The 25,109-nt window shown below is 64.4% G+C and carries 29 protein-coding genes; 3 read left to right on the plus strand and 26 right to left on the minus strand.

The window, feature by feature from the left end:
- The first annotated feature begins 82 nt into the window (after positions 1 to 82).
- Positions 83 to 1,195: an HNH endonuclease gene (locus tag SFB74_RS13400; protein WP_432731292.1), complete on the plus strand. Its 1,113-nt coding sequence runs from the start codon at positions 83 to 85 to the stop codon at positions 1,193 to 1,195.
- Positions 1,196 to 1,284: 89 nt separating this feature from the next.
- Here the strand turns inward: SFB74_RS13400 and SFB74_RS13405 are convergent, their stop codons facing one another.
- The 24 genes from SFB74_RS13405 to SFB74_RS13520 all read right to left on the minus strand — a co-directional run bounded on the left by SFB74_RS13405 (position 1,285) and on the right by SFB74_RS13520 (position 19,847).
- On the minus strand, positions 1,285 to 1,863 hold the full coding sequence (locus SFB74_RS13405; protein WP_432731293.1) for a hypothetical protein: 579 nt from the start codon (positions 1,861 to 1,863) through the stop codon (positions 1,285 to 1,287).
- A gap of 333 nt (positions 1,864 to 2,196) precedes the next feature.
- Positions 2,197 to 3,360 (minus strand): contractile injection system protein, VgrG/Pvc8 family, encoded by a 1,164-nt coding sequence (locus SFB74_RS13410; protein ID WP_432731294.1) that lies wholly within the window; start codon positions 3,358 to 3,360, stop codon positions 2,197 to 2,199.
- Positions 3,361 to 3,367: 7 nt separating this feature from the next.
- Positions 3,368 to 3,859 carry a phage tail protein gene (locus SFB74_RS13415; RefSeq protein WP_432731295.1) on the minus strand — a complete coding sequence of 164 codons (492 nt, stop codon included), beginning with the start codon at positions 3,857 to 3,859 and terminating at the stop codon, positions 3,368 to 3,370.
- Positions 3,860 to 3,867: 8 nt separating this feature from the next.
- Entirely contained in the window at positions 3,868 to 6,531 is a 2,664-nt protein-coding gene (locus SFB74_RS13420) for a phage tail tape measure protein (protein ID WP_432731296.1), read from the minus strand.
- A gap of 21 nt (positions 6,532 to 6,552) precedes the next feature.
- The gene (locus SFB74_RS13425; protein WP_432731297.1) at positions 6,553 to 6,678 is read right to left on the minus strand and encodes a GpE family phage tail protein; all 126 of its coding nucleotides are present in this window, start codon (positions 6,676 to 6,678) and stop codon (positions 6,553 to 6,555) included.
- Positions 6,679 to 6,686: 8 nt separating this feature from the next.
- The gene (locus SFB74_RS13430) at positions 6,687 to 7,031 is read right to left on the minus strand and encodes a phage tail assembly protein (RefSeq protein ID WP_432731298.1); all 345 of its coding nucleotides are present in this window, start codon (positions 7,029 to 7,031) and stop codon (positions 6,687 to 6,689) included.
- A 53-nt stretch (positions 7,032 to 7,084) separates the two neighbouring features.
- Positions 7,085 to 7,609, minus strand: coding sequence for a phage major tail tube protein (locus SFB74_RS13435; RefSeq protein WP_126182928.1), 525 nt, complete (start codon positions 7,607 to 7,609; stop codon positions 7,085 to 7,087).
- 36 nt (positions 7,610 to 7,645) lie between these two features.
- Complete coding sequence (locus SFB74_RS13440) at positions 7,646 to 8,842, minus strand: phage tail sheath protein (protein ID WP_432731299.1); 1,197 nt, start codon at positions 8,840 to 8,842, stop codon at positions 7,646 to 7,648.
- 37 nt (positions 8,843 to 8,879) lie between these two features.
- Entirely contained in the window at positions 8,880 to 9,515 is a 636-nt protein-coding gene (locus tag SFB74_RS13445; RefSeq protein ID WP_432731300.1) for a hypothetical protein, read from the minus strand.
- 16 nt (positions 9,516 to 9,531) lie between these two features.
- Positions 9,532 to 10,731: a hypothetical protein gene (locus SFB74_RS13450; protein ID WP_432731301.1), complete on the minus strand. Its 1,200-nt coding sequence runs from the start codon at positions 10,729 to 10,731 to the stop codon at positions 9,532 to 9,534.
- On the minus strand, positions 10,731 to 11,282 hold the full coding sequence (locus SFB74_RS13455; protein ID WP_432731302.1) for a phage tail protein I: 552 nt from the start codon (positions 11,280 to 11,282) through the stop codon (positions 10,731 to 10,733). The genes SFB74_RS13450 and SFB74_RS13455 overlap by 1 nt, the downstream gene beginning before the upstream one ends.
- A gap of 19 nt (positions 11,283 to 11,301) precedes the next feature.
- On the minus strand, positions 11,302 to 12,198 hold the full coding sequence (locus SFB74_RS13460; protein WP_432731303.1) for a baseplate assembly protein: 897 nt from the start codon (positions 12,196 to 12,198) through the stop codon (positions 11,302 to 11,304).
- Positions 12,195 to 12,539 (minus strand): GPW/gp25 family protein, encoded by a 345-nt coding sequence (locus tag SFB74_RS13465; protein WP_432731304.1) that lies wholly within the window; start codon positions 12,537 to 12,539, stop codon positions 12,195 to 12,197. The genes SFB74_RS13460 and SFB74_RS13465 overlap by 4 nt, the downstream gene beginning before the upstream one ends.
- The gene (locus tag SFB74_RS13470) at positions 12,536 to 13,291 is read right to left on the minus strand and encodes a phage baseplate assembly protein V (RefSeq protein ID WP_432731305.1); all 756 of its coding nucleotides are present in this window, start codon (positions 13,289 to 13,291) and stop codon (positions 12,536 to 12,538) included. The genes SFB74_RS13465 and SFB74_RS13470 overlap by 4 nt, the downstream gene beginning before the upstream one ends.
- Before the next feature lie 92 nt (positions 13,292 to 13,383).
- Entirely contained in the window at positions 13,384 to 13,854 is a 471-nt protein-coding gene (locus SFB74_RS13475) for a phage virion morphogenesis protein (protein ID WP_432731306.1), read from the minus strand.
- A gap of 2 nt (positions 13,855 to 13,856) precedes the next feature.
- Positions 13,857 to 14,342 (minus strand): phage tail protein, encoded by a 486-nt coding sequence (locus SFB74_RS13480; RefSeq protein ID WP_432731307.1) that lies wholly within the window; start codon positions 14,340 to 14,342, stop codon positions 13,857 to 13,859.
- Positions 14,343 to 14,345: 3 nt separating this feature from the next.
- Positions 14,346 to 14,879, minus strand: a complete 534-nt coding sequence (locus SFB74_RS13485; protein ID WP_432731308.1) for a hypothetical protein — start codon at positions 14,877 to 14,879, stop codon at positions 14,346 to 14,348.
- Positions 14,876 to 15,496: a glycoside hydrolase family 19 protein gene (locus SFB74_RS13490; protein ID WP_432731309.1), complete on the minus strand. Its 621-nt coding sequence runs from the start codon at positions 15,494 to 15,496 to the stop codon at positions 14,876 to 14,878. Before SFB74_RS13490 ends, SFB74_RS13485 begins: the two co-directional genes overlap by 4 nt.
- A 7-nt stretch (positions 15,497 to 15,503) precedes the next feature.
- On the minus strand, positions 15,504 to 15,890 hold the full coding sequence (locus tag SFB74_RS13495) for a hypothetical protein (RefSeq protein ID WP_432731310.1): 387 nt from the start codon (positions 15,888 to 15,890) through the stop codon (positions 15,504 to 15,506).
- Positions 15,891 to 16,048: 158 nt separating this feature from the next.
- Positions 16,049 to 16,261, minus strand: coding sequence for a tail protein X (locus SFB74_RS13500; RefSeq protein WP_418122528.1), 213 nt, complete (start codon positions 16,259 to 16,261; stop codon positions 16,049 to 16,051).
- Positions 16,262 to 16,263: 2 nt separating this feature from the next.
- Positions 16,264 to 16,761, minus strand: a complete 498-nt coding sequence (locus tag SFB74_RS13505; protein WP_432731311.1) for a head completion/stabilization protein — start codon at positions 16,759 to 16,761, stop codon at positions 16,264 to 16,266.
- Between the two features lie 126 nt (positions 16,762 to 16,887).
- Complete coding sequence (gene gpM, locus SFB74_RS13510) at positions 16,888 to 17,808, minus strand: phage terminase small subunit (protein WP_432731312.1); 921 nt, start codon at positions 17,806 to 17,808, stop codon at positions 16,888 to 16,890.
- Between the two features lie 85 nt (positions 17,809 to 17,893).
- On the minus strand, positions 17,894 to 18,913 hold the full coding sequence (locus tag SFB74_RS13515; protein ID WP_432731313.1) for a phage major capsid protein, P2 family: 1,020 nt from the start codon (positions 18,911 to 18,913) through the stop codon (positions 17,894 to 17,896).
- A gap of 58 nt (positions 18,914 to 18,971) precedes the next feature.
- A complete protein-coding gene (locus tag SFB74_RS13520; RefSeq protein ID WP_432731314.1) occupies positions 18,972 to 19,847 on the minus strand; it encodes a GPO family capsid scaffolding protein in 876 nt (291 codons plus the stop codon).
- Positions 19,848 to 19,914: 67 nt separating this feature from the next.
- On the opposite strand from SFB74_RS13520, the gene SFB74_RS13525 reads away from it, so the two are divergent.
- Positions 19,915 to 21,921 carry a terminase large subunit domain-containing protein gene (locus tag SFB74_RS13525; protein ID WP_432731315.1) on the plus strand — a complete coding sequence of 669 codons (2,007 nt, stop codon included), beginning with the start codon at positions 19,915 to 19,917 and terminating at the stop codon, positions 21,919 to 21,921.
- Positions 21,918 to 22,991, plus strand: coding sequence for a phage portal protein (locus tag SFB74_RS13530; RefSeq protein WP_432731316.1), 1,074 nt, complete (start codon positions 21,918 to 21,920; stop codon positions 22,989 to 22,991). The genes SFB74_RS13525 and SFB74_RS13530 overlap by 4 nt, the downstream gene beginning before the upstream one ends.
- Positions 22,992 to 23,051: 60 nt before the next feature.
- Here the strand turns inward: SFB74_RS13530 and SFB74_RS13535 are convergent, their stop codons facing one another.
- Both SFB74_RS13535 and darG read right to left on the minus strand, forming a co-directional pair.
- A complete protein-coding gene (locus SFB74_RS13535) occupies positions 23,052 to 23,423 on the minus strand; it encodes a hypothetical protein (protein ID WP_432731317.1) in 372 nt (123 codons plus the stop codon).
- 562 nt (positions 23,424 to 23,985) lie between these two features.
- Positions 23,986 to 25,104, minus strand: a complete 1,119-nt coding sequence (gene darG, locus SFB74_RS13540; protein WP_432731318.1) for a type II toxin-antitoxin system antitoxin DNA ADP-ribosyl glycohydrolase DarG — start codon at positions 25,102 to 25,104, stop codon at positions 23,986 to 23,988.
- Positions 25,105 to 25,109 lie beyond the last annotated feature (5 nt).

Raw genomic sequence — 25,109 nt, forward strand, 5'->3', positions numbered from 1 at the left:
TGGCCTGTGACTTCCAACGCCTCCGGCGATGTGGCCTGATACGCTTGACAAGTGCAAGTCCGCTGCGAGGAGACCATAGGCGATGAACTGTGTAATTTGTCTGACTGAACTCGTTTCCAGCAATGATTCGCTAGAGCACATCATTCCCGCGTCGGTGGGGGGAAAGCTCAAGAAGCGAGGCGTGCTCTGCAGGGCGTGCAACAACACCGCTGGCGAAGACTGGGACTCGGATCTGGCTAGGCAGCTCAACTTCTTCAGCGTTACGTTCGATGTCGTTCGCGAACGGGGCCCGGCGCCGCCGGAGAAAGTTCAGACGTCGAACGGGGGAGAACTGCTCCTTCACCCCGGCAAGCCGATGACGCAGGTCAGTCCGGTGTTTAAGTCCACACAGCTCCCAGGATGTATCGCCTATGAGATTCAGGCGAGATCGATGGACGAGGCGAAAGCGATGGTCAAAAAGCTTGCGCGGAGGCACCCCGATCTCGACGTTGAGGCCGTGCTCGCCAGCGCGCAGATCAGCAACGACCTGCTTGATGGATACATTCACGTATCAACAGATTTCGCCGGAGTCCTTGCGGGTCGGTCAATTGTGAAGAGTGCCCTGTGTTGGGCGGCCTTGCAGGGGGTGCCAGCGACTGTATGCCACGAAGCCCGCGAGTACCTAACCAACACTGCGGCTGAGCCTTGCTTCGGGTTCATAAATGAACCTGACCCAGTATTGAACAGGCCTATAGGTGTTCCTCTGCATTGCGTCGCAGTAAGCAGTGTGGGGGCGGCAGGGCAATTACTAGGCTATGTCGAGTTCTTCGGCTGGCGGAGGATAGTGATTCAGCTCGCGAGGGACTACAGGGGCCCCACTGTCCATGCAAGTCACTTTATCGACCCTCGCACGAGCGAGGTTCTAGAACTTGATGTCGACCTTCGCTTTGACCATGCGACGGTGGCATCGATTTTCGACTACAAGCATTGCCTACCGGACCAAGTCATTGCCTCAGCAGAGCCAATTATTGAGACCATGCTCGAAAGGCTGAGCAAGCAAGAGACCGATCGAGCGAGCGCCGAAATGGTCGAGCGGGCATTTCGTGAATGCGGAGCGAGTGAAGGCGAGATGCTTACTGAAGAACATCTCCGGAAGCTTGCAGAGTCCATGGCCGAGCAGATCGTGCAATATCAAGCAAAGTTAAGCAAGCGGTAGACTGCGTGCGCTTCGATTGGCACTAGCTGGTAGTGGCCATCCGCGACCCGGGACGCTGTAGGTTGAGTCAACCTGGGGCTGCGCGTGTGTCAGGGCTTGGCGTCTCCGGCCTTTTCGGCCGATCTTTGCTTCGCCTTTTTCATCTCCGCGAATGTCTCGCCTGAAAACTTAAACAGATAAGAGTTGTTCCGCGTTTCTAGCCTTTTTTTGCTACGCAACATGCGGCGCACACGAGCGTATGTGATGACTCCATGCATCCAGGAAAGCCGCCGGATGTGCTTCACGAGTTGCTTCTCGCATAGGTCTAGCGAAACTTCGTGCAATGAGGCGACCCGTACGTACATCTCTCTGCTTTTAGCCGACTCACTGAGCGATGTCTTCTTGCTTTTAAGCAGAGCGTCTAGGATGGCTTGAAACTTAACCGCGTGTAGTGGGTAGTCCGTTGACACGTCGTCAATAGCCTTCTGAAGGCCATCCACCTTCTCAGGCGGCTCAAGAAAATGGCGATCCGAAATCCCTTTTCGGTATCGCTCGTAGTCAGCCCAGTCGTCAGCGTGGTTCTTGAATTCCTCGGTGACCGTCATGATGACGCGCAGTTCGTTGTGCGCAAGAACGAACTTTGACAGGAGCCGTCCGACCCGCCCTCGGCGCGCCTCTGAATCCTTCATTCGCGTTGCGATGAATGTCAGCAGCCACCCAAGCACTACGCCAACAAGGGGCCATAGATACTTTTCGTCCATCAGGTGGCCTAACGTAAGGCAGACCGCAGAATATGCAGCCTAAGCTGGTTGGTGCGGGATTTTTGGGACACTGGAATCACCTGAAAGAGTTTCTCAGATCAGTTGTTTGGTTAGATGTTTTTCTGCACTTGCCCAGATACAGATCACCTGCGCAAACCGGCATCATGCCCGTCGAGCCTACGCCTCCGAGCGAACGTCTGCGGTTGGCCGAAAGTTGCATTTGGTCCCATTCTGCCCGGAGTCCGCGGCAAAGCCGACGTTTCAGCTGTCTGCACCCGCGCCTTCTTGACCTTCCACACCTTCAGCCTGCTCGGTCTCCAGCGTGAGCTGGCTGACGTAGCCGGATTGGTCGATTGTGTGGCGCACGCTGGCTACGATCCAAGGCGTCTCGTCGATCTTCTTCTTGTAGCCAGCCACGCGCGCTGGCCGCTGCGGTGTGATGTCAGCGCGGCCGTAGGCGATGGTGATCTCGAAATCGAAGATCCCGCGCTGAATACGCAGCCACTCGGCGCGGGCCGCGGCCAGAGCGTCCGCTTCGCTCGCGAAGGTCGTGCGCAGTTCCTTCGCGCGGCCACTCAGGCCGGCGATGACGCTACTGCGGCGCCCGGTCTTGATGTTGTTCCACCATGCTTTCACACCGCTATAGGCGTCGCGGTCGGCGCGGCTCCAGCGGTGGCTGTCGCCATCCTGCCGCGTGATGACTACCGGCGGCAGCACCTTGCCACTGGGCGTGCGCGCGGCGCGAGCCTGGCTGAACAGGAGCTTGCCGTTCTTCACCGTGCACAGACAGTCGTAGGTCTGCGCAAGCCGGCGAAGAAAGGACGCGTCCGATTCTCCGAGCTGGTCCGCGTGCTTCACCTTGCGCGATGCGATTTCCTTGGCGACGACGGCCTCGATGCGGTTGCGCCTGGCCACGCTGTTGACGATCGCGCCCACGGTGGTCTTGTGCCATGACTCATCGCGCAGCGTTCGCAGGCTGTCGAGCAGATTGGCCGCGCGCGCACGGATGGTGATCTCGTCGGGCGTGCCGGCGTACTCCACCGCCTGCACGGTGTATGCGCCTTTCTCGACCAGGCCGACGGGGAAGCCCATTTCTTCCGTCGTGAGCTGGCGATAGGGCGCCGCATTGGGCTCGCCGAGCCAGCCGATGGCCACTTCGACGGTGTCGCCGGTGTCCGGCAGCTCCACGGCGCCGTCGTGGTCGCTCACGACGAGCTCGACCTCATCGGCATCGTTCTGCCGGTCATCGGTGATGGTGAGGCGCACGAAGCGCGGCAGGATGCGATCGGACACGTTGGCGCCGTTGACGGTGATGCGCCAGATGGGCGTGAGGTGCGCCGCGGCGCGCCGGGTGTCGCGTCTGCAGCTGTTGGCGCTGACGTTGACCGTCGGCAGCGTGGCGGTGATGGCGTCTACGTCGGTCATGGTCTGTTCACGCCACGCCGGCGCCCACGCCCAGCGACAGGCCCATGTTGTCCGCCGCATCCTGTAGCAGGGCGCCCAGGTCGCCCATGCTGTCGGCGATGAGCTGCTCGGCGACTTCCTGCGCGTCTTGGTCGACGCGCTGCAGGGTGAGGGTGAACTCGATGCGGCGCGCTTCGCCTGTCTCGAAGAAGAGGGTGCGGGTTTCCTGCAGCTCGGTGATGACGAAGGCGCCGTAGATGGTGCCGGTGCCTTCCACCAGCACCCATGCGGCGCCCTGGTCGGCCATGAGCCGCAGCACCGAGAGGCTGGCCGGCGTGCCCGCGAACTCGGGCACCACGATGCCATTGAGCGTGATGATGTCGTCGCCCGGCCCGAGGTACTGAGAGGCGTTGCGCGCGCCCACGAGCGGCTGCGAGGCGTGCTTCCAGCTGCTGCGCCGCTGAAGCTCTTGGTAGCTCATTGTGTCGAGCATGAAGACGAAGAGGCCGAGGCAGAGCATGGCGGGTGTCAGTTGTCGTAGTCGATGAAGGCGCCGCGGGCGCGGGCGCGCTTGTCGGCGTCACGCTTGTCGAGTTCCGCGCGAATGGCGCGCGCCAGCTGCGCCGCATCGGCGCCCGGCGCTGCGGTGATTTTGATGGTGATGGTGTCGCCCTGCACGACAACCCCGCCGCCGGCACGACCGGTCGGCACGGCTGCAAGCGGCGCGCGCGTGTCGAAATTGCCGGGCGCGAGCGGAAACTCGCCCGCCATGGCCGGCATGGCGGCGGCCGTCGCGCCGGCCATGCCGAGCGCCGCGGCGCGCAGCAGTGGCCGGGTGCGGTCGATCCCGATGGCGGCACCCTCGACGATGTTCTCGCCGGCCTGCATGAACACGCGCGAGGGGCTGCGAATGCCGAGCTTTTCCTTGAACCAGCCGACGGTGGAGTCCGCCACGCCGTTGATGGCCTCTTGCACGGTGCCGAGCATGCCGGTGATGCCACTCACCAAGCCCTGCATCACCTGCGCGCCGAAGGTCGTGAACTTGGCCGGTAGCTCGATGCCAAACCACTGCATGACGCCCGCAAAGGCTTGGTAGAACAGGCCGAGGGGCGACCAGTTGACGATGGCAGCTCCAACCGTGGCCAGCGCCGCGGGCATCGATCCGCCGAGGTATTGCCAGAAGTCCGCGAACGCGCCTTTCGCGCGCTCCCACAGACCGATGAAAAAGCCGCTGATCGGTCCCCAGTATTTGTAGATGAGGAAAGCAGCCGTCGCGATGGCGGTCACGGCCAGGCCGATTGGATTGAGCAGCAGCGCGCGACCGAGCCACATGACGGCTGTCGCCGCGAATCCCAGCACGCGAGTGAGCACGGTGAGCACTGGCGAGAGCACGGCGGCCTTGACGCCGAAGAGGCCCAGGCCATAGCGAACGACAGCGAAGGGGCCGAGCAGCGCCGCGGCGCCCAAGGTCAGCGCGCCGAAGCCGGCGGCCAGCAGACCGACCCACAGCACGGCCTTGCCGATGTAGGAGGCGAGCACGGGATTCTCACGCGCGAAGTTCGTGATGCCCTGCAGCGCGCTCGCCGCGGTGTTGAGCAGGCTGATGTAGGTTGGCAGCAGCGCTTCGCCGGCCTGCAGCATGGCGTTGTGAAAGCGGGCCATGGCCTCGACTTCCTGGCCACTCACGATGCCGCGCGCCTTCTGGTCGAGCTGGGTGATGCCGTTGGCGCCGGCGTTGAGCTTGGCGTTCTTGTGGATCTGATCGCGCTGCAGGTACATCTGAGCGAACAGGTTGGATGCCGTTCGGTTGCTAAAGATGCTGCCGATGGTGTCGAGCACCTGTTCCTTTTCGGTGATGCCCTTGGTCTTGAGCGCGGGCAGCAGCACCTGTTCCATCCATTCGAACTGGTTGCTTCGGAAAAGCTCGCTGCCCTTGAGCGCGCCGGGATTGAGGAACGACAGCTGACCGGTCTTGTCGTGCGAGACCTTTGAAGGATCGCCGATCAGTCCGAGCGCTTCGATGTTCTTCGCTGCGCGCTTTGTGGTCTTGCCCTGGTAGAGGTTCTGATAGGCCGACATCGTGGCCGTGCCAACCCGGTTGCCTCCCATTTCGCTGATGAGCGCTTCGAGCTGGTAGTACATGGCCGAGTCGTTAAGGCCCTTGGCAGCGACGCCGCCCGTCTTGATGAAGTTGAGCCATTCTTCCGGGCCGACCCGGCCGCCGGTGGCGGTGATGACCCGCTGCACCATGTCCGCCTGATCGGTGAAGGTTTTCTCGCTCGCGAGCCCGCCGCGCAGCTCGATCACGCGCAGCATGTCGAGGAACTTGCGCTCGTTGTCCTTGCCGTTTTCCTCGCCGAACATGGCCGTGTTGGCGAATTTCATCTTGGCCAGGGTAGGCATGACCATTTCGGCGTGATGCACGTCGGCAAAGGCTGTGGTCGCATCCAGCATCAACCCGAGGTTGTCGTTCATGCTGGTGCCGAAGGTCTTCATTCGCTTGGCGTACTCGATCGCGCGGTCGGAGTCCTCCTTGCCTAGGCCCAGGGCCTCGATTCGAGCCTTGGTGGTGTCGTACTCGCGGACCTGGTGCAGTGGCTCGGTGACGGCACGCCGGATGCCGTAGGCGGTGCCGACGCCGGCGGCGCCAGCCATGGCCAGGTGCCCGGCCGTGGCGCGGGCGCTGTTGAAGCCCTTTTGCAGCTGCGCCTTGCGGTTGCTGACGTTGGCCAGCGCTTCGAGGCGCGCCTTCTGCTGGGCGATGGCGCTGTTCGTCGAGGTGATCTCGGCCTGCAGGCGATGCTGGTCCGTCGACAGCTTGCCGATGCCGCTGGCAGTGGCCGAGGTGCGCAGCTGCACGAGGGCATGACGCTGCTTGTCGTAGGCGGCCGTCGCGCGGTCGACCTGGCCCTGCAGCGAGCGGGCCTGCTCGCTGTTCGCGCCGTAGGTGCGTGTGACGCTGTCGAGGTTGGCGCGCAGCACCTTCAGGCTGTTGCCCTGCTTGGCCAGTTCGGCTTGGTACTTCCGGATGGCATTGACCTGGCCGAGCTGCCCGTTGAGCAGCTTGAGGGCGTCGCGCGACTGTTTCAGGCTTGCGGCCGTGGCCTTGCTCTGCGCGTCGAGCGGCTTGAGTTCGTTGACCGCCTTGGCCGCGCCGGCCAGGATCAGCTTGAGGGTTAGCGCGGTGGCCATGGTGGTTCGAAGGTGTTGCGGTCAGTCGTCGTTCTTGCTTGGGGCGTACCGCTTGCGGGCGGCCTCGCGCCAGTCCATCAGTTCGGCCAGGGGAAGGCCGTCCATGTCCTGGGGGCGCCAGTGGAAGACGAGCGCCAGATCCGCCATGGCGTCCTCTACGCGCTCTGCAAGACCGCGTCCCGAACTGCCTTCTTCAACAAAAAACTGATGACGACGCCTCCCGCCTCCGACAGGTCCGCGGGGTCGAGCTGCGCGCACTCGGGCGGCGTGAGGCTCGGGGAGGTGATGCGCGGCAGCAGCTTGAGCAGTTCGTCGGCATCGGCCGCGTGCAATCGCTGCAGCGAGAGTCCGCGCAGCTCGCCGGCGTTGGGCTTGCGCAGGACGATCTCGGCGATGGTGGTGGCGCCGCGCTGAATGGGCGTGTCGAGCGTGATGGTGTTGGGCACGCTGGGCGCGGCGGTGTTGCTGGCGGTAGTGGGCTGTTGGGCTTCGTCGTTCATGGTGGTGGCTCAGTTCGAAAGGGAAGGGCAGGGGGCGAGGTCGCGGGTTGGCGTCAGTTGACGCCGAAGGCCATGCCGATAGCGGCGCGGATGGCGTCGTACTGGTCGGTGCCGCCGACGCGGAACACCATGCCGGGCACGTCGATCTCCAGCAGTTCCTGGGCGTTGACGGTCAGCTTGTAGTAGCTGGCGGCGATGGTGAACTCGTGGTCGTTGTCTTCGCCTGCCTTGGCCTCGTTGGGGTTCCACTCGCGCAGACGCCCGCGGATGACGACTTCGGCCGCGGTCACCTGGCCTGTGGCTTCGTCCTGGTAGGCGCCGGCGAACCGGAAGATGTTGGCGCCCACGGTTTGCGAGCCGAGCATCGCGATGAGCTGGGTCTTCAGGCCGCCGGCCTTGATGCCCAGCTCGAGCTTTTCGTGGCCGAGGTCGATCTCGACCGGGCCATGCATGCCGCCGGCGCGATATTCCTCGGTCTTCTTCGTGATCTTGGGAAGGGTGACGCTGGGGATCTCTCCGACCCAGCTTTCGCCGTCGCCGAACATGGCGAAGTTCTTGAGTTTCTTGGGCAGTGCCATGGTGGTGTGCTCCTATGCGTGATGCGTTGACGCCGGTCAGGCGGCCTGCACGGCCGCGGCGAAGTTGGCGAGAAAGTCGTCGGTGATGGTCTGGCGGAAGCCCAGGTCTTCGAGCGGCGGCACCGGCGTGTAGCGGTAGCTGATGCGCAGGCGGCCGACGAAGAGTTCTTCTTTCGGGTTGAGGTCGGGATTGATGAAGGCTTCGAAGCCGATCAGGTAGCCACCCGTCACGAGGTCTTTGCCCTTGGCGTTGATGTTTTCGAGCATGTCCTTCACGAGCGTGGGGTGCATGGGCTTGTCCACGAACGTGAAATGCGCCTCGGCCATCGTGTCCGCCAGCACCTGGGCGGTGCGGGTGTAGTTCTCGAAGAAGTACTTTCCGCCCTGGGCCTCGGTGGTACGGTTGCCCCAGAAGCGGTAGCCGCTGCGGTTGATGATGGTCGTGACTTCGAGCGCGTTGAGGTACGTCGTGTCGCTGCTCGGGCTCTGCAGGTCGAAGAACACGTCGGCACTGATGCCCTGTGGGCCATTCACCACGATGTTCGACAGGGTCTTGTGCCAGCCGATCTGCTGGTCGAGCTTGGCGCGCAGGCCGAGGGCGTACGCCGTGGCCGCTTCGACCTCGACCTCGTTCGTCGCGGTGTCCCATGCGAGGAAGTTTGGCCAGATGACCATGATTTCTCGCTTGCCGAATTTGCCGCGGTAAGCAGTCGCCTCTTCCTTTGTGGTGGCATACGCCATGCCGTCCGCCTTGCGCGCCGCGACGTAAGTGAACCCCTTCAGCTGCTCGGCAACCACCCCGATCTCGACCGCGACGGGCTCGGTGTCGAGGTAAGGCGTGCCGATGATGCGCGGCTTGTAGCCGACCTGGCCCTGCGCAGCGAGCAGTGCCTGAAGGCCGGTCTTCTGCCCATTGGCGGTGGTGGTGCCGATCACGTTGCTGGTGGTTTCCGCGTCGGTGGCGCCGGGCTCGACGCGTACCACGATAGTGACGGCCTGGGCCTGCCGGGAGATAGCTTTCAATGTCTTCGCCAGCGTGCCGGCCGCGCCCGCCTTGCCGACGCTGCCGCCGGGGTTGGTGAGCAGCACCGGCGTGTTGAGCGGGAAGGCCGCCGGGTCGGCCTGCGGCGCGGTGGCCACGATGCCGATGATGGCCGTGCTGACGACGCGGATGGTCGCGCCGCCTTCGTCGACTTCGAAAACGCGTACGCCGTGGTGATATTCGGTGGACATGGTGAAGTGCTCCTATGAAGTTTCGGATTCGATGCGGTCAGTCGGCCGCAGGCGGTTCGTTGGGCGTGTTGGCCTGCTCTTCTGCGGGCGCTTCGGGGGAGGGGACGACGGGTGCCTCAAGCGGTGGAATCGTGAGAGCCGGCAGCAAGCCGGTCAGCGTCGCCTGGCTGGGTTCGCTGGCAAGGCCGGCTTTCACGCGCTCAAGGATCTCGTAGCAGGTGGCCCAGATAGCCGACCGCCACGCACGCAGCGCGCGGCCTTCGTTCTGGAACTTCGGAACGGAAGGCTCATCGGCGTAGGTGGTCGCGGTCTTGATGTCGTCGTAGCCGAGTGAGCGCGCCATGGCGTCCATGTACTCCTGAACGTGGGCCCGCAGCGCTGCCTGTCGCTCTTCGAACGTCGGCGCGGGTGCCGGAGGCGGCGGCGAGGGTGTGGCAGGGATCTCGGGCTGTGGCGCGGGCGGGATCGCCTCCACGGCCCATTTGCCAGGCACCATGCGCGCCCTCATGCCGTTCGGAGCGTTGGGCGGTGCTGTCTCGGTCGCCAGCGCGGGATTGAGCAGCGCATAGACAGTCTGGCCGGTGCGCTCGGTTTCGACAGGGTCGACCGGGTGCGTGGATTCGCCGATGAGGAACCCGGACTCGGGGTCGATCAGGTAGATGGTTTTGGTCATGACGTGTGGGCCCGCTTCAGTAGCTCATCCACGCGGGGAACGCGACGTTGCGCGGGCGCGCTTCTGAGCCGTCCGCGTTGATCGAAATACCCGTCGCGCTGTTGTTGAGGTAGACGCCGGTCTTTCTGGTATCGATGCCGACGTTGTGGGCGTGCGCGCCGTCCCAGTTGATGGGCCTGGGCGTGTCGATGCTGAAATCCGAGTAGTTCGAGGTGCCGAGATCCGAGTCGGCAACCTGCGTTGGCACGTTCATGCCGTGGTTATGTGATCCCGCCGAGTCGGTCCACCCGCCGTGCAAGTGGCCGGGGTCGTTGACATAGTGACCGTGACCCGGGTCCGTGACACCATGGGTGTGCGTGTTGTTGGCGGCAGCTTCGGCCGAGCGCAGCACGCGCGACGCATTGACGCCGCGCCCGTTGTCCAAGCAGCGGATGAATTCGCCACGTAGCTCCACGAGCGAGAACGTGCCGGTGCCCGACAGTCCGAGGCGCGCGACCAGGTCGGGGTAGTTGGCCTGGTTGTAGGACACGTCAGCGCGGATCGGCAGATAGCCCGGAATGCTCGACGGGTTGTCGTAGCTGTAGAGCACCATGCCCGGCTGATGCCACGGTGCGCGCACGTAGGCGGCGCCATTCCAGACCATCTGCCGGATGTGAGGCGTCTGCACCGTGATGACCGGGCCGATGTTCGCGGTGGGGACGGTGTTGAAGGGCCCTCGGAAAGCGTAGATCGGGTGCGGATCTGCGTCGGTCAAATGGGTGTTCCATCGCGCGAGCACCTCTGCATCCGAGGCGTACTGCGGGTGCGGATCTGCGTCAGCGACATGCGCCGCCAAGTCCGCATCCGTGGCGTACTGGGGATGCGGGTTCACCTTGGCTTCGTGAACGGCCATGCTGTCGCCGAGCGCGGCGGCGAGCTCGGCGGCGGTATGGCCCCATCGCGTCCACTTCGTGCCGTCGGTGCCGGGTGAGATGTTGAGGCTGTCGGCCACGCTTTTCCAGGTGACGCCGGCGTAGCTGACATAGGCGACGTTCGCCGGGTAGCTGAAAGCGGGATCCCACGGCGTGACGTTTCGTACCCGCTGGTAGCGCGTGCGGTTCGCCAGCTCGCGCGGGGGCCGGTTGTCGATGCCGGAAGGACCGCCCAGGACCGGGTCATCTTCTTCCAGCTGGTAGACGCCTGTCTCCCACTGGTCGGTTTCGTTGAGGTTTGCCATCAGGCGTTTCCGTGGTTATAGGCGCCGTCGCGTCGCGTGGCGCCGTTGTGGCTGTTCGCGACCGTGGCGTACCGCAGCGCGACCAGATGGCAGCGCGCGGGGGCGACGGACGGCAGGAGCTTGCGCAGCCGCTCGGCCTGCGCGTTGGTGATGGGGCGCTGCAGTGCCACCATGTAGGTCGCCCACGAAGTGGCGAGCGAGGCGTGCGGATAGACGCCATCGCGGCGGATGGTTCCGTTGTGGGTGCGCCCGCCGACGCGCTCGATGATGTCCACCTCGCCGAAGCCCAGCGAGCGGATCAGCAGACGGATCGCCCAGGGCGTGCCCTTGTAGCGATGGATCTCGATGCTGTTGAGGATCAGCGCGCGCTTGGCATCGTCGGACTTCGCGTCCTGCCAGGCCTCGACCGACAGCGTCCACGAGAGCCACGGCAGCACCGGTGCGAGGCAGCGCATGGCCGTCCACAGATGCCGCAGGCCATTGGTGTCCAGATCCATCGGCGAAGTACCGGCGAGAGCCAGTTCCAGCGCGGTGCGATTGGGGGGAAGCAACCGCTGAGCAGGGGTGAGGCTAGGCATCGACGACCTCCTGCAACACCGTGATCGTGTTGACCCGCACCCATTGCGTCTTCGTGCAAAGCATGTCGTCCGGCGGGACGGTAATCTCGACACGGTCCACGCCCGGTTGATGCAGTGCGGCATCGATGCCTGAGTGGGGCAGTCCCTTGCCGAGCTTGCGAATCTGCTTCAGCCACTTGTTGAGCGCGACCCCTCCGTTCTCGAGAGCCACGTCATCGGCCGGCCCCTTGTAGCGGTAGACCTTTGCGACGATGTCGGTGTCGAAGATCTGCGGGCCTTGCACCGGCACGCTGTCGCACAGCGGGCGGATCTTCTCCGCGTTGAGCGCGCCGCCTACGGTGCCTAGCAGCGCCTCGGATGGCACGCCCGATGGATCGGTCGACAGCACGGTGATGCGCACGGTGCCGGGCAGCGGGCTGTCTACTTGGACATCCGCGACTTCGGCGCTGGCAGAGAGTGCGTGGAAACGGTAGCTTTCCTCCGGGCCGGCCGTGGTGATTCCTTCGGGTGCCAGCTGGATGCGCTCGCGGAAGCGTTCGTCGTCTTCGTAGACGGCCTCAACCGGCGGCACCGCATTCGGATCTGCTGGCGTGACGAGCAGGCGGGAGACTTGGTAGTTCGCGCCCAGGTTGTCGAGGTCCGTCTTCGTGGCGTAGGCGAGCATGCATGCCTTGGCCGCATCGTTGATCCGCTGGCGCATCTCCAGTTCTTGGTAGGCCTGCACCTGCAGCAGCTTCATTGCCGGGTCGGATTCGAGCAGCAGCGTGTAGTCGAAGCCGACCTTTCGGCACTCGTCCTGAAAGAGCGCAACGCGCTTGGCGAGGATGGCCTCGTAGTCGAGTGTTTCGATGACCGCCGGCGCCGGCAGAAGCGACATGTCCAGGCTCATGCAGCCCCCGCAACGGTGACGGTGAAGGTCGTGCTGTCGACACTGTTGGTGTCGCGGCGCACGAAGAGGATCTGGCACTTGCCTTGTGCGTTGAAGGCCACAGTCACCCTCAGCAGCCGCGTGCGCGGCTCCCACTTCATGATGGCCTGGGCCGTCGCGGCAATGAGTCGCAGCCGATTCGCTGCGGTGGCCGGGTGGTCGACCAGCTGAGGCAGAAAGCTGCCGTAGTTGCGACGCATCAGGCGCGTGCGGATGGCCGTCGTCAGGATGTCATCGATGGACTGCCCGATGTGCTCTCGGCGCGAAAGCACCTTGCCCGTGGTCTTGGAGATTCCGCTCATGGCACGGGCTTCCCGCTGATCTCGTCGCCGCCCTGCACGCCGGACGTGCGGTGTTCCAGCAGGCTGATTTCGCCGGCGACGATGTCGCCGCCATCGGTCTTCACGCCATGGCCATTGATGAACTCTACATCGCAGTCGATCTGTGCGCCTTTGCCGCTAGGTCCGACGCCGTAGCCTTCCATGCCGGACAGCCAGGTCAGCAGGCCCTGCACGACGAGTTCGCCCGTGGCGATGGTCTTCGGCGCGTCAAGCGTGATCTCTTGCGAGTGCACCTTCGCGCTATCGCTGGCGGTGACGTCGGCCGTCTTGCATTTCACGGTGATCGCGTCGGGGACTTCGATGTCCGCGGTGCCGTCAGCCGGCAGCGTGACCTTGAGCTTGTGGGCGGCGTGGTCGTACTCCACGACAGCGCCGTCGGGGTACTTCGTGACGGTCTTGTTTGGGTCAGAGCTGGGCGTCGGGTGGCTCTCGGTGGGCAGGCCCGGCAGCGCGTAGCCGCCCTCGGTCATTCCGTTCGGCGAGAGGAACAGGACGCACTCGCCAACGGTCGGCGGGTTCCATGTGCCGGTCTTCCCGGCGCGCAGCTCGATGTACGGTCGCCAGTCGGTGCTGCCCGTCTCGGTGAGCCGGACGCGCACCAGCGGCGGGGTCGCGCCGTGGTCGACGTCGGTGATCGTGCCCATGCGCACGACGTTCGCCATCTGGCGTTGCAGATCAGCGAAGAGTTGCGGCGATTCGGTTGGTCCGGGCATGCGCCCAATGTGCCGGATGGCCCTCGCGTGCGCGAGCTAACGCAACGGTGCATGTGACGGGGACCGAAGGGCGTTGCGCGGCCCCCGCAAAGTCAGCCGCTGGCGGTGACGTGGTGCAGCAGGATGTCGGTGATGGCGTCCTCATCGGCCGGCGTGAAGCCCAGCAGCTCGCGCTTCGGGTACTGCACGGTAGGGCTGTTCGGTTTGCGCCAATCGACCTTGTCGCGCAGGCCTCGCTGATGCACGCGGGCAATGCGCGCGGTGCGCCCGCCGATGGTGATCGTCGCGCTCTCGGCCGTGGCCGCCTTGCGGAGGTACTTCGCGGTGCGCAGCTTCTCGAACATCTTGCGCCGGATCGCGCCCTTCTTGTTGCGCAGCTGCTTGCGTGGCTTGCGCTGCTCGTAGGCCGTGCCATCGGGGTTCAGCTGCGCGCCGATGCGCTCGGCCTGGCTGCGCCGGAGGTAGGTTGAGATTTGCACCATCGCCGCGCGTCGGCGCACTACCGAAAGACCGGCCACCAGAGGCGCGGCCCAGCTGGCGAGTCGGCTGAGTGCGTCGGCCACGGTCAACCTTCATCAAGCGGCTGAATGCGCCATTCGGCTTCGAGGTCGACGATGGACGTGATGGGCTCGGCGCCAGCCAGCAGCGGCTCGCCGATGTGCTTCGTGGTGAGGCGGTTGATGCCGTCCACGGTGCCGCCCTGAACGGCGACGGTCTCGGTCAGCTCGATCTCGAAGCCGAGGTCGGATGTGGCGTGATCGATGATTTCGACTTCGAAGCGGAAGGCCTTCGCGCGCCGCTCGGGGTTCTCGAAGATGTCCGGCTGATTGCGCTTGAGCCACGCAACGACGGGCACGACGAGCACGTCAGTGCTGCCGGTCCAGTCGGTCACGACCACATTCAGCGTGTAGCGGTACTCGAAGGACAGCGCCGGCTGGCCCGTGTGGATGATGTTCCCTCGCTCGATGAAGACCGTGAGCTTTTCGGGGTTGGTGGCCAGGTCCGGACAGGCGCGGGTGATGTGGTCGCGCAGCAGCTGCGGCTTTTTCATCGCTCAGTGCCCGGCGGCCTGGGTGGTGCCGCCGTCTTCGAAGAGGTCGCGGTCGGCGTGAATGACGTCGGCCAGGAGGCTGATTCGTTGATCGCGGTCGACAAGATCAGCCCGGAGCTGTTCAGCCACGCGTCGACCTTCTGCAAGGCTGCTGTCGAGTCGGGCCGCATGGCTTGCAAGACGGTTTCGCTCAGCTTCGCCGGCCTTGGACATAGCGAGGTACTGAGCGGCGCGGCCCTCGGCGGCGCGCTGCAAGCGCACAGCGTCAGCGACGCGAGCAGCACTGTCGGCAGCAGCAGGCGCTTGCGCGGCGCGGAAATCGTCGACGGCCTGGGTGACGCTGTTTGCATGGCCCTGTTCCTTGGTGCGGGTGGTGTTGGTCTCTTCGGCCGCGGCGGTGGCTTGGTTCGCTGTGTCGTTGTCCCACGCCTGTTGCACGCGGGCCGCGCCGTGCGTGTCTCCGACCCAGTAGGCGGGTAGCGCCGAGCCAGCGGCGATGAGGACCGCTGCGGCAAGGGCGATGAGCGTGGTGTTCATGACGTCGAGAGCAGGGCGTCGAGCGCGCGATTGCAGCGCTCGGCGCGGTCGGTGCGGCCCGCCATCGCGGCGCCGTTGATCGCGCGCGTGATCGCGTCGATTTGCCACCTGTCGGCCAGAGCATTGAGGCCGTTGGCTTTCCAGTACCACGCGCCGACGAGCACGCCCGCTTCCGGCTCCGCGACCTTGTCCGGGTTCTGTTCAAGAGGCAGGCCCAGCGAAGCCCCTGCGGCGCGATAGTTGCCGCGGCCGGTGAGATGCGGGAGGCCTCGGCCGCGGTAGTTCCATCCGTCGCCGCTGGCCTCGCTGCCGTTGCCGTTCCGGTTGGCATAGACCCTGTTCGCGAGTGCCTTGGGCTGGCGCGTGAAGGCTCGCGCCTTTTCGACCTCGCGCAGCGCGGAGAACATCTGCGCGATGCGTGCCGGGTCGGTGTAGTAGAGGTTTTCTTCCAGGCGGGTGAACCCACTGGTTTCGTGGCTGTACTCGCCAATGAAGGCGGCCATTCGCCGAGGCGTATCGATCTCGAATCGATCAAACGCGGCGACCAGGTGCGGCAGGAAGACACGCGCAACGCTCGGCGTGAGACCGGCGGCAATGAGCTGTTGCAGGCTGAGCATGGCGGGTTCAGGGCTTGGTGGTGGAGTCGGTGGGGGAAATCGGCTGCGGCATGGCGGCGGTGGGCGTGCGCGTGCTGCCGAGGCCGGCGCGGATCTCGGCGGCGAGTTCACCGATGTCGCGACCCTTGCGGCGCTCCAGCCAAAGGAAGGCCGCGGCCACGATCCACGGGCCAGGGATGCTGCAGAGCACGAACACGCAGCCCGTAATCACGAAGAAGCCGGCCTCGGGCGGGAACGTGGCGAGCCGGGCGAGCGCGGCGCCGGCAGTGAAGACGTCGGGCTTGTGCTGCATGAGCAGCACGAGGGCGATGGTGCCGAGGATGAACGAGCTGGCCAGGCAACCCATGACGCGATTGATGAGGTCGTTCCACGCCTGGCCGGGGCGCAGTGGCACGAAGCGGATGCCGAGCCAGAAAGCGATCAGGCTGGCAATGACGGGCAGCGAGAGCAGGGCCAGCTTGTAGCCTGCAGCGGTGCCGGCAGCTGCGGCGGTGGTGGTGGGCTAGGTCATGGTGTGGTGTCGTAGGGTTGAAGTGGGCATGGCGATGTCTCCTAGTCCCAGAGCTGCACGGTGTCGACGCGCGCAGCATTGGCGGGGAGGTCTGGCAGCACGACGGCGAGGCCAATCGGCAGGATCGGCCCCAGGTCCGCGAGGCCGGGATTCATTCGGTACGTTGCCTCGGTGACGCCCGCTGTCGCGCCGAGGTGACGCAGGCACAGCAGATCCACCGTGTCGTGCTGCTGGGTGACAACGGTCCGCGGCATGGCTAGATCAGTTCGACGGTCAGGCGCGACGCGCCCAGGATGTCGCGCACGGCCCAGGTGGCATCGCGGCGATGGTGCTCAGCCTGGTCTTCGCGCGCTTCGTCCTGGTCCTTGCGGCGCTCGCGGCCGGTGGTGTCGTAGTCGCTGTAACGCTCGATCAGGTTGGCCTTGGCATAGCAGTGCACTGCGCGGCGGAAGCGCTGCACGTTGATGGACTCGCCGTCGACCTTCAAGGCGGGCACCGCGGCCAGCGACGCGTGGCCTTCGTCCTCGCGGCGCTTCGCCCAGTCGGCGAGCTGTCCGATGGTGGCCGCGACCGCCTCCTGCACGGCCGGCAGCAGGCGCTGGGGCGTGATGGTGCCGTCGAGCCGCATGGCGTCGCGCAGGGCTGCGAGGTCTATCTCCGGCCACCATGCGCCGGCGGACACCTTACCCAGCGGCGCCGGGTCGCTGGGCGGCGTGGTGCGCACGAGGGGCGGGGCTGCAGCGATGAGGGACATGGTCGGTCTCGGGCTTAAGGTCTCTGGCGCGATATAGGTGGGCGGTGGCCGTGGAGCGTTGTGGTGATGGCTCAGCCTTTCACGCAGCGCCACGGGCCGCCCGGCACGCGGGGGTGCTCGGTTTCGCTACTTCGCGGCGGCGCGCTTGCGCGCGGGGGCCGTCGACTTCCTCGCCGGCGCCGCGTTCTTGCGGCCGCTGGCCGGCGAGGCCGTAGCGGGTTGTTCGGGTGAGGCGGTGGTCGCCGCCTCCGCTTTCGGCTCGACGCTCGCGCCGGCCTTGCTGAGCGCTCGCTCGACGCGCTCGATGTCCTTTTTCACGCCGGCATTGCTGTCCAGCTCCAGTGCACGCTGCAGGCGCGCGAGGGCCAGCGACAGCGCGGTCGGTTCGATTGCGGAAAGGTCGGGCTCTTCAGCCGTCTGCACCTTGCCGAGTGCCGCGTAGGCGATGGCCTTGTGCAGCTTGGCGCGTGCCTGATCGGGCGCGTCCTGCTCGGCCGTCAAGGTGTCGGCCTCGATGAGCAGCGCTGCAGCCTGCGCCCGTGCGCGGGAGCGGTCTTCGTCGAGCGATACGGGCGCCAGGTGCCGCACGTTCTCGGCGTCGAGCTGCACGAACAGAGGCGACCATTGGCCCTTCAGGTAGGCATTGGCCAGTTCGTCGATCACGATGGCGGCCGGGCTGCGCTTGTAGTCGTCGGCCATGGCCATGCGATGGCGGATGACATAGGCGGCGATGTCCAGGCCCAGGCGATAGGCTCCGGCGTCGAACGCCCACACCATCAACGTGGTGAGCACTTGGTCCACCGCGCCCCGGCCAGTGTCGAGCGAGGTGTAGATCCAGTCGAAGTACTCCGGCAGCAGCCGGGCCTTCATTTCGGCGCGGCGCTCGTGAGACTGGATCTGCGACAGGCGGGTCTTGTCCTGCGAGAGCTTGACGCGCATGAGGCCGTAGGCGTCGCCCTGCAGCTCGACGCCGTAGGGGCTGGCAGCCTGGGCCTGTTCTTGCATGACGCGCGCGCGGTGGCGCTGTGCGGGGCTGAGTGGGCGCATGGTGGTGTTCCGGGCTGGTGGGAAGAGAGCGCGGGCCGGGGGGCGGCCCGCGTGGCTGTCTTTCGTCAGACTTTTGGCGCGTGGCTCAGTCGGCGATCTCGATGTGTTCCACGAGGGCAGCGCTGCCGTAGTCCTCGACGACATAGGCGTCGTTGGACGACTCGTAGTTCTCGATCTGGTCGCGCTCGGGCACGTCCTTGATGTTGCGGCGGCGTGCGTCGCGTTGCCAGTACATCGACAGGTTGCTCAGCTTGGTGACCAGCACGGTGCCTGCCGGGAAGAAAGGCACGGTGACGGCCTGCAGCCCGCCCACGCGCTTCTGGCTGATGATGATGTCGGCCGCCAGCGATTCGGTCGGCGGCTGATCCTTGTTGACGAGCGGGAAGTACTTGTCGTGCATCAGCCCGCGGCCGACAACGGCCACGAGGTCCGGGTCTTCCTGATTCCACGGGTCGAGCAGCGTGATGGCGTCGTACACGACGGCATCGAGGTTGGCGTAGTCGCTGGTCGCCTTGTCCGCGCCGACGATGACCTTGCCGGCCTGCTTGCTGCCCTGGGCGAGCACGTTCTCCGGTGCATGCTCGCGCATCTGCTGTAGCCAGCCTTTGTTGACGTCCTGCAGCAGGGGATTCGCGGCGAGGTCCGTCGTGGCAGCGATGCTGGTGCCGTTGAAGCCGATGCAAATGCGGTCCAGCGCCTGGCGCCGCAGGATGGCATCGCGCAGCAGCGTCTGGAAGTTGGGGAAGCCGGCCCAGGCATCGAGCTGCGCATAGCGGATGGCAGTGTCGAAGTTGGTCTGCACGCAACGGTTTTGGTTGTCGTCGAGCGCCGCGACGTTGCGCGGCTTGCGCGTGAGATTGCCGCTGGTGTCCGTGCGGCTGGCCACCGGGCCGGTGACGCCGACGCCGACCTTGGCGGCCATTTGCTCGGTGACGCCGATGACGTTGATGCGCTGCAGGAACGCGCTCGACTCCTGCATCTTCGATTCCAGCGTCTGCTGCACGCGCGGCACGACGTTGAATTTCTGAACGACGCTGGCCACTTCGTTGAGGGTGGCCAGCTGGGCGAAGTAAGCGTCGAGGGCCTGGCGGGTTTCTTTGCGCATGGTGTGTGCTGCCTGTGTGGTGTTGCGAATGGGGGTGTTTGCGGGTGGTCGACGCGGCTCAGCAGTCGGTCTTCGCGGTCCCGTTGCCGCCGGTGGCCAGCGGGCGGGTGGTGCCGGTGGGCGTGTTGTCGAGGACCGAGTACTTGGCTTTCAGGTCGGCGACAGTGGCCTGCAGGTCCGTGATGGTCTTGTCGCGAGTGGACAGCTTCTGTTCCGTGGCGGTGACGTGGGCTGCGAAGGCATCGCCGATCTGCTCGAAGCCTTCAGCGACGGCGGCGAAGCGCGCATCGTCGGTGACGGTCTTCGCGCCGAACTTGGCCAGGGCGCCCGCGACGGCCGCGCGGAACTTGGCCAGGGCGCCCGCGACGGCCGCGCGGAACTTGGCCAGAGCGCCTTCGTCGGGCATGTCCTCGATTTCGAGGCTGAACTCTTCGGCGGCGGTGAAGAGGTCGTCGGGCTTTTCCTTGCGCGCGGCGAAGGGGTTGGAGTTCGGGTTCTTGGCCGCGAACTCCAGCATTTCGGTGCCGAGGCTCGCGGGGGTGTCGGTGACTGCCAAGCCGACGAGATAGGCCTTCTCGCTGTCGGCGAAGCGCGGGCGGACTTCCATCGACGAGTAGATCTTCTGGCGCTTCTTGTTGAGGTCGATCAGCTCATCGGTGGGGGAGATCTGCGCGAAGAGGGCGAGCTTCTTGACGCCGCCGATCTCGACTTCGCCGGTCTTCACAGCGCTGACATCGCCGTAGGCGCGGAAGTCGCTGTTCGGGCTGTAGCCGCGCATGTGCTCGATGTTGATGCGGGCGCCGTAGACGTTCGGGTCATAGCTGGCGGCGATCTGCTCCAGCATCGCGCGGTCGATGACGCGGCCGTCGCTGGTCGCGCCTTCGACGGCGACGCGGAAGAACTTGGAAACCGGCTTCTTGGCGGGAGTGGACATTGGTTGGCTCGCTGCTGGTTGAACGGTGCTCGCGTGGTGTTCGCGATGCGGTGAGCCAATGGTGTCGGTGCGTCTGTCCGCTCTCAAGCCGCTGCGCATGTGGCAGTGGCGGGCACTGTGGACGTGGTGGCGATGCTTCGCGCGCGCGGGCAACCTCGGCGGCATGCCCCTGAAATCCGCTGTGTCCGGCCGCACTCGCCGGACTGTTTCTGTCGCTGCGAAGAAGTCCGCGTCGCACCAGCGTGGACGGGCTTCGAACATCGCCAAAGCGGCGGCGCCTGCTGCCGATGTCGGCAGCGTCGCGAGCACTGCGGCGGGCCAGATTGCCACGTTGACGCCGCAGGCGCAACCCCGCACCGCGGCGCGGTTCCTTGCGTGGACAGGCTGGAAGGTCGAGCAGATCGCGGAGCATCTGGGCGTGCCGGCGTCGACGGTCTACGGCTGGAAGGAGGCCGACAAGTGGGACGACGCGCAGCCGCTTGACCGCGTGAACGGCGCGCTCGAAGTGCGGCTCATTCAGCTGATCCTGAAGACCGAGAAGACGGGCGGGGACTACAAGGAAATCGACCTGCTGGGCCGCCAGCTGGAGCGCACGGCGCGCGTCGAGAAGTACCAGCAGACGGGGCGCGAGGGCGACCTGAATCCGAACATCGCAGCGCGCAATGCAGCGCCGAAGCGCAAGCCCAAGCGCAACGAGTTCAGCGAAGACCAGATCGCGCTGCTCGAATCGAAGCTGCGCGAATCAAACTTCCCGTTCCATCAGACGTGGTTCGATCAGCAGTACCAGCGGCTGCGCGCGATCCTCAAGTCTCGGCAGATCGGCGCGACGTTCTATTTCTCGCGCGAGGCGCTGCTGTCGGCCGCGAAGGAGGGGCGCAACAAGCTCTTTCTGTCGGCCTCGAAGGCGCAAGCGCACCAGTTCCGCAGCTACATCGTGGATTTCGCGAAAGAGGTCGATGTCGATCTCAAGGGCGAGAACATCAAGCTGTGGAACGGCGCAGAGCTGATCTTCCTGGGCACTAACGCGATGACGGCCCAGTCGTATCACGGCGACTTCTACTTCGACGAGTTCTTCTGGGTTCCGCGCTTCCGCACCATCAACAAGCTGGCGAGCGCGATGGCCTCGCACAAGCACTGGCGCAAGACCTACTTTTCGACGCCGTCGGCGATGTCGCACGAGGCATATGGGTTCTGGACAGGCGACGACAGGAATAAGGGCCGCGCGAAGAAAGACCATGTCCGCATCGACACGACGCACAGGGCGTTGCGCGGCGGCGCGCTAGGCCTTGACCGGAAGTGGCGCGACATCGTCACGGTGGAAGACGCGGTCGCACTGGGCTTTGATCTCTTCGACATTGCCGAGCTGCGCGAGGAGTACAGCGTCGACGAGTTCGCCAACCTCTTCATGTGCCAATTCATCGACGACAGCCTTTCGCTGTTCACGCTGGCACAGATGCAGGCCTGCATGGTCGACAGCTGGGAGACGTGGAGCGACGTCAAGCCGCTTTGGCTCCGGCCCTATGCGCATCACCCTGTGTGGGTCGGCTATGACCCTTCGGACAAGGGCGATGCGGCGGCGTTGGTTGTCGTGGCGCCGCCGCGGGTGCCGGGCGGCAAGTTCCGCATCCTGCACCGAGAGCAGTTCAAGGGCTCGGACTTCGAGGCCCAGGCAGAGGCGATCAGGCGCGTCACGCAGCAATACAACGTCGTGCATATCGGCATCGACAAGACGGGCCTTGGCGCCGGCGTGTTCCAGATCGTCGAGAAGTTCTTCCCCCAGGTGAAGGGCTACCAGTACAGCATCGAGGTGAAGCAACGCCTCGTGCTTAAGGCGCAGCAGGTGATTCACAAGGGCAGGCTCGAGTTCGATGCCGGATGGACCGACATCGCTGCGTCATTCATGGCCATCAAGCGCGTGCTCACAGCCAGCGGCCGAAACGTGACCTACGACTCGGGGCGTTCGGAAGAGACAGGCCACGCAGATCTCGCGTGGGCAACGATGCACGCGCTCGATAACGAAACACTCGCCGGCGACGTTGTCGGCGGCAGCTCTCGCATGGAGATTTTTGGATGAGCAAACGCAAGGGCACTCACGCCCACCGATCGACGCACGCCGCGCCGCTGGCCAATGCCGGCGCCTCCGGCGCTGGGCTGATGACGCAGTCGGGCGGCGGTGCTGTCGCGGCCTTCAGCTTCGGCGACCCGGAGCCGGTGAGCCGCATCCAGCTGCTCGACTATGTCGAGAGCATGTTTAACGGCCGTTGGTACGAGCCGCCGCTTCCATGGGAAGGGCTGGCGAGCGCGTTCCGCGCGTCACCGCACCACGGCTCTGCGATCTTCCTGAAGCGCAACCTGCTGAAGGCGATGTTCGTGCCGCACCCGCGGCTGTCGAGCGCGACGTTCGGGGCGATGGCGCTGGATTTCCTGGTCTTCGGCAATGCCTACGTCGAGCAGCCACGCGCGGTCACCGGCCGGCCGTTGGCGCTGCAGCACGCGCTGGCCAAATTCACGCGGCGCGGAGAAGAGGCGGGCCGCTACTTCTTCGTGCGGGGCTGGCATCAGGAGCACGAGTTCCCCGCCGGGTCGGTGTTCCATCTGCGCGAGGACGACGTCAATCAGGAAGTCTATGGCCTGCCCGAGTACATCAGTGCGCTGCAGTCGGCCTGGCTAAACGAGTCGGCAACGATGTTCCGGCGCAAGTACTACGCCAACGGCTCGCATGCGGGGTTCATCCTGTACCTGTCGGATGCCCAGGTCAGTACCACCGATGCCGATGCGCTGCGCGAGGCGCTGAAGGGGGCGAAGGGGCCGGGCAATTTCCGGAACCTGTTCCTGCATGCGCCTGGTGGCAAGTCCGACGGACTGAAGCTGATCCCGGTCAGCGAGGTGGCGGCGAAGGATGACTTCGCGGCCATCAAGAACGTGAGCAAGGATGACGTTCTCGCCGCCCACCGCGTGCCACCGGGCCTGCTCGGCATCGTGCCGACCAACGCCGGCGGCTTCGGCAATGCACCGGACGCGCTGGGCGTATTCATCGACAACGAGATTCGGCCGCTGATGCAGCGCTTTCGCGAACTGAACGAGTGGGCGGGGGAGGGGCTGGTGCGGTTCGTCGAAACGCCGAGCACTGCCGCGGCGGGCTGAGGGTTCATCGCACGTGCGTGCACAGCGACGGCATCGTGACGTGGGCCCGAAGGCAATGAGTCAGGGGGTAGCCTGCTGGAGTAGCGCCTGGAACGCTGGCGAGAGGTCTGCACCATGCACGAGCATGCGATGCAACTCGGACTTGTGTATGTCCACATAGTGGCCGACTGGTGTTTCCCAAATGAGACGATTTGCCTCAGCCTGAAGTGGCTGCTTTGGGTCCTCGAAGTGCATGAGCACTTCGCCAGCTTGAAGGCCGCAGATATCGCAGCGAAAAAGGTTGCGAAGGGGCATCTTTGCGACAAATGCACGGCGCGTTGCACGGCATCGCTCGACGAGTTCCGTCTGCATTTCGTAGCTCCTCTGCGGCGCACAGACGCTGGCCACTTCCAGCAAGTCGGCAAAGGACAGCAGTGCCTCTTCTTTGTTCATTTCGTCCCTTCTCGATACTCGGTGAATTCTGCCTCACGGAGTTGCACGAGTTGCGACTCGCTAGATAGGGCTACCGTCGACCCTCAGTCAGCAATGGGTGGCGCCGAGCAGATCCGAAGGCGCGTTTAGCGCCCTTTTTTCGTCTGATGCCTTCATTGGCCCTACCGTGTGCCGTTTCGGGCCGCTAAGGCCTGCTAAGCGCCTCGCCGCGCCCTTGCCACGGAGATCGACCAACTGCCCCGGGCGGTGGGCTGCCCGTGCCCGCTGGCGCGCGGTCTAGCCCCCACCGAGCCCGCGCGCTTCGGGTGGTTGTTTTTACGGGGTGGTCGCCGCAGCGGATGGCCGCGCCATTGCTGGGGGGGCGTCAGCGGTTTATTGGGAAGTCCGAACTACCGGAAATTACGGACTTTTTGGCGGATATGCCAAGCATGCTGTCATGCCAGCAGGGCAGCACTGGGAGAGCGCAGGGGCGCGGAAAAACCATGCTTCTCCGAGCTTCGCTCTGCCGAAAACCGAAGCACCCAAATTCGAGATAAAAAATGCAGCTCTCTCGGCCAAGGGGCTACACAAACTCCATCATCGAGCGACTTGGCTTCACCCTGATCCAGCCTAGCATCGCAAGATTACGAACAGCTTCCGCCACTGCTCGTTGCTTCCCCGGTTCTTTCCAGGCTTTTTTCCAGTCAAGGATGTAGTCGTAAATCTGCTGTTCATCAACTTCTGCATTCCTGTCGCCCTTCTTGACTTGGCGACTGGCGAACAACACCGTAAGGACCTCTTCGGCCTGCTCTGTGTCTTTTATCCGGCTGAAAAGATCTACTGTTTTGTCAATAGACTTCCGGTAGCGCTCAATCTCGGCTAGAAACCTGTTGCGTTCCTTCGAAAATTGGTCACTTACTTGGAGTTCGACCATGCGGCCAAGAGGCTTCTCTTGAATCCAGTTTCTGTTAGCAAAGTCATGCAGCGCAGGCTTCACATCAGCTGAAAATGGGCCAAAACTACCTTTACCGAAATCAAAACCAGTGGGGACACCAAGTTCAGTGATTACATAGCAGATCTTCTGAAAAATCGTTCTCCCAATCGGAGGAGCATAAGGTTGATCTGCTAGCTCTTTCAGAACTTCAATCAGAGCCACCCAACCGGGGTTCATTTTCTCAAGTCGCCGTCCTTTCCCTTCCAGAGAAAGCTGAGTGGGAGCGCTTAAGAACTCCGTCGTCAGTTCAGTGGATGCTGTTCCGTAAGGCGCGAAAACCTCTACATCAATGGGAAGTTGATGCAGTTTTTGATAGATCAATGGGCCTACTTCTGCCCACTCAAGCCCCCCGTTTCCGCAGCCGAGCGGAGGCATTGCCAAGCTCTTGATGCCCCAGCGCTCATAGTGCTTTGCCAAATAGTCGAGACCGCTCTCAATATCGACTAGTCGTGACGCAGAGCGCCAATGGTCCTTTGTGGGGAAATTGAGAATTTTCGCGCCGCTTAGATCCTCGTAGATGTATGGCTCACCCAGCCTTACCTCTTTGCGTGCACAGCGACGCGCATAGTCGTCAAACATGGCAGGAAAGTGCTCTTTGAACTTTAGAGCCACACCCTTGCCCATGACTCCCACGCAGTTCACCGTGTTCACCAAGGTTTGGGAATCGCTCTTGAACATATCGCCGATGAGCGCTTTAAACATTCCCATGAAAC

The sequence above is a fragment of the Variovorax xiamenensis genome, assembly GCF_050916385.1.
In the GTDB taxonomy this organism is placed as follows: Bacteria; Pseudomonadota; Gammaproteobacteria; order Burkholderiales; family Burkholderiaceae_C; genus Variovorax.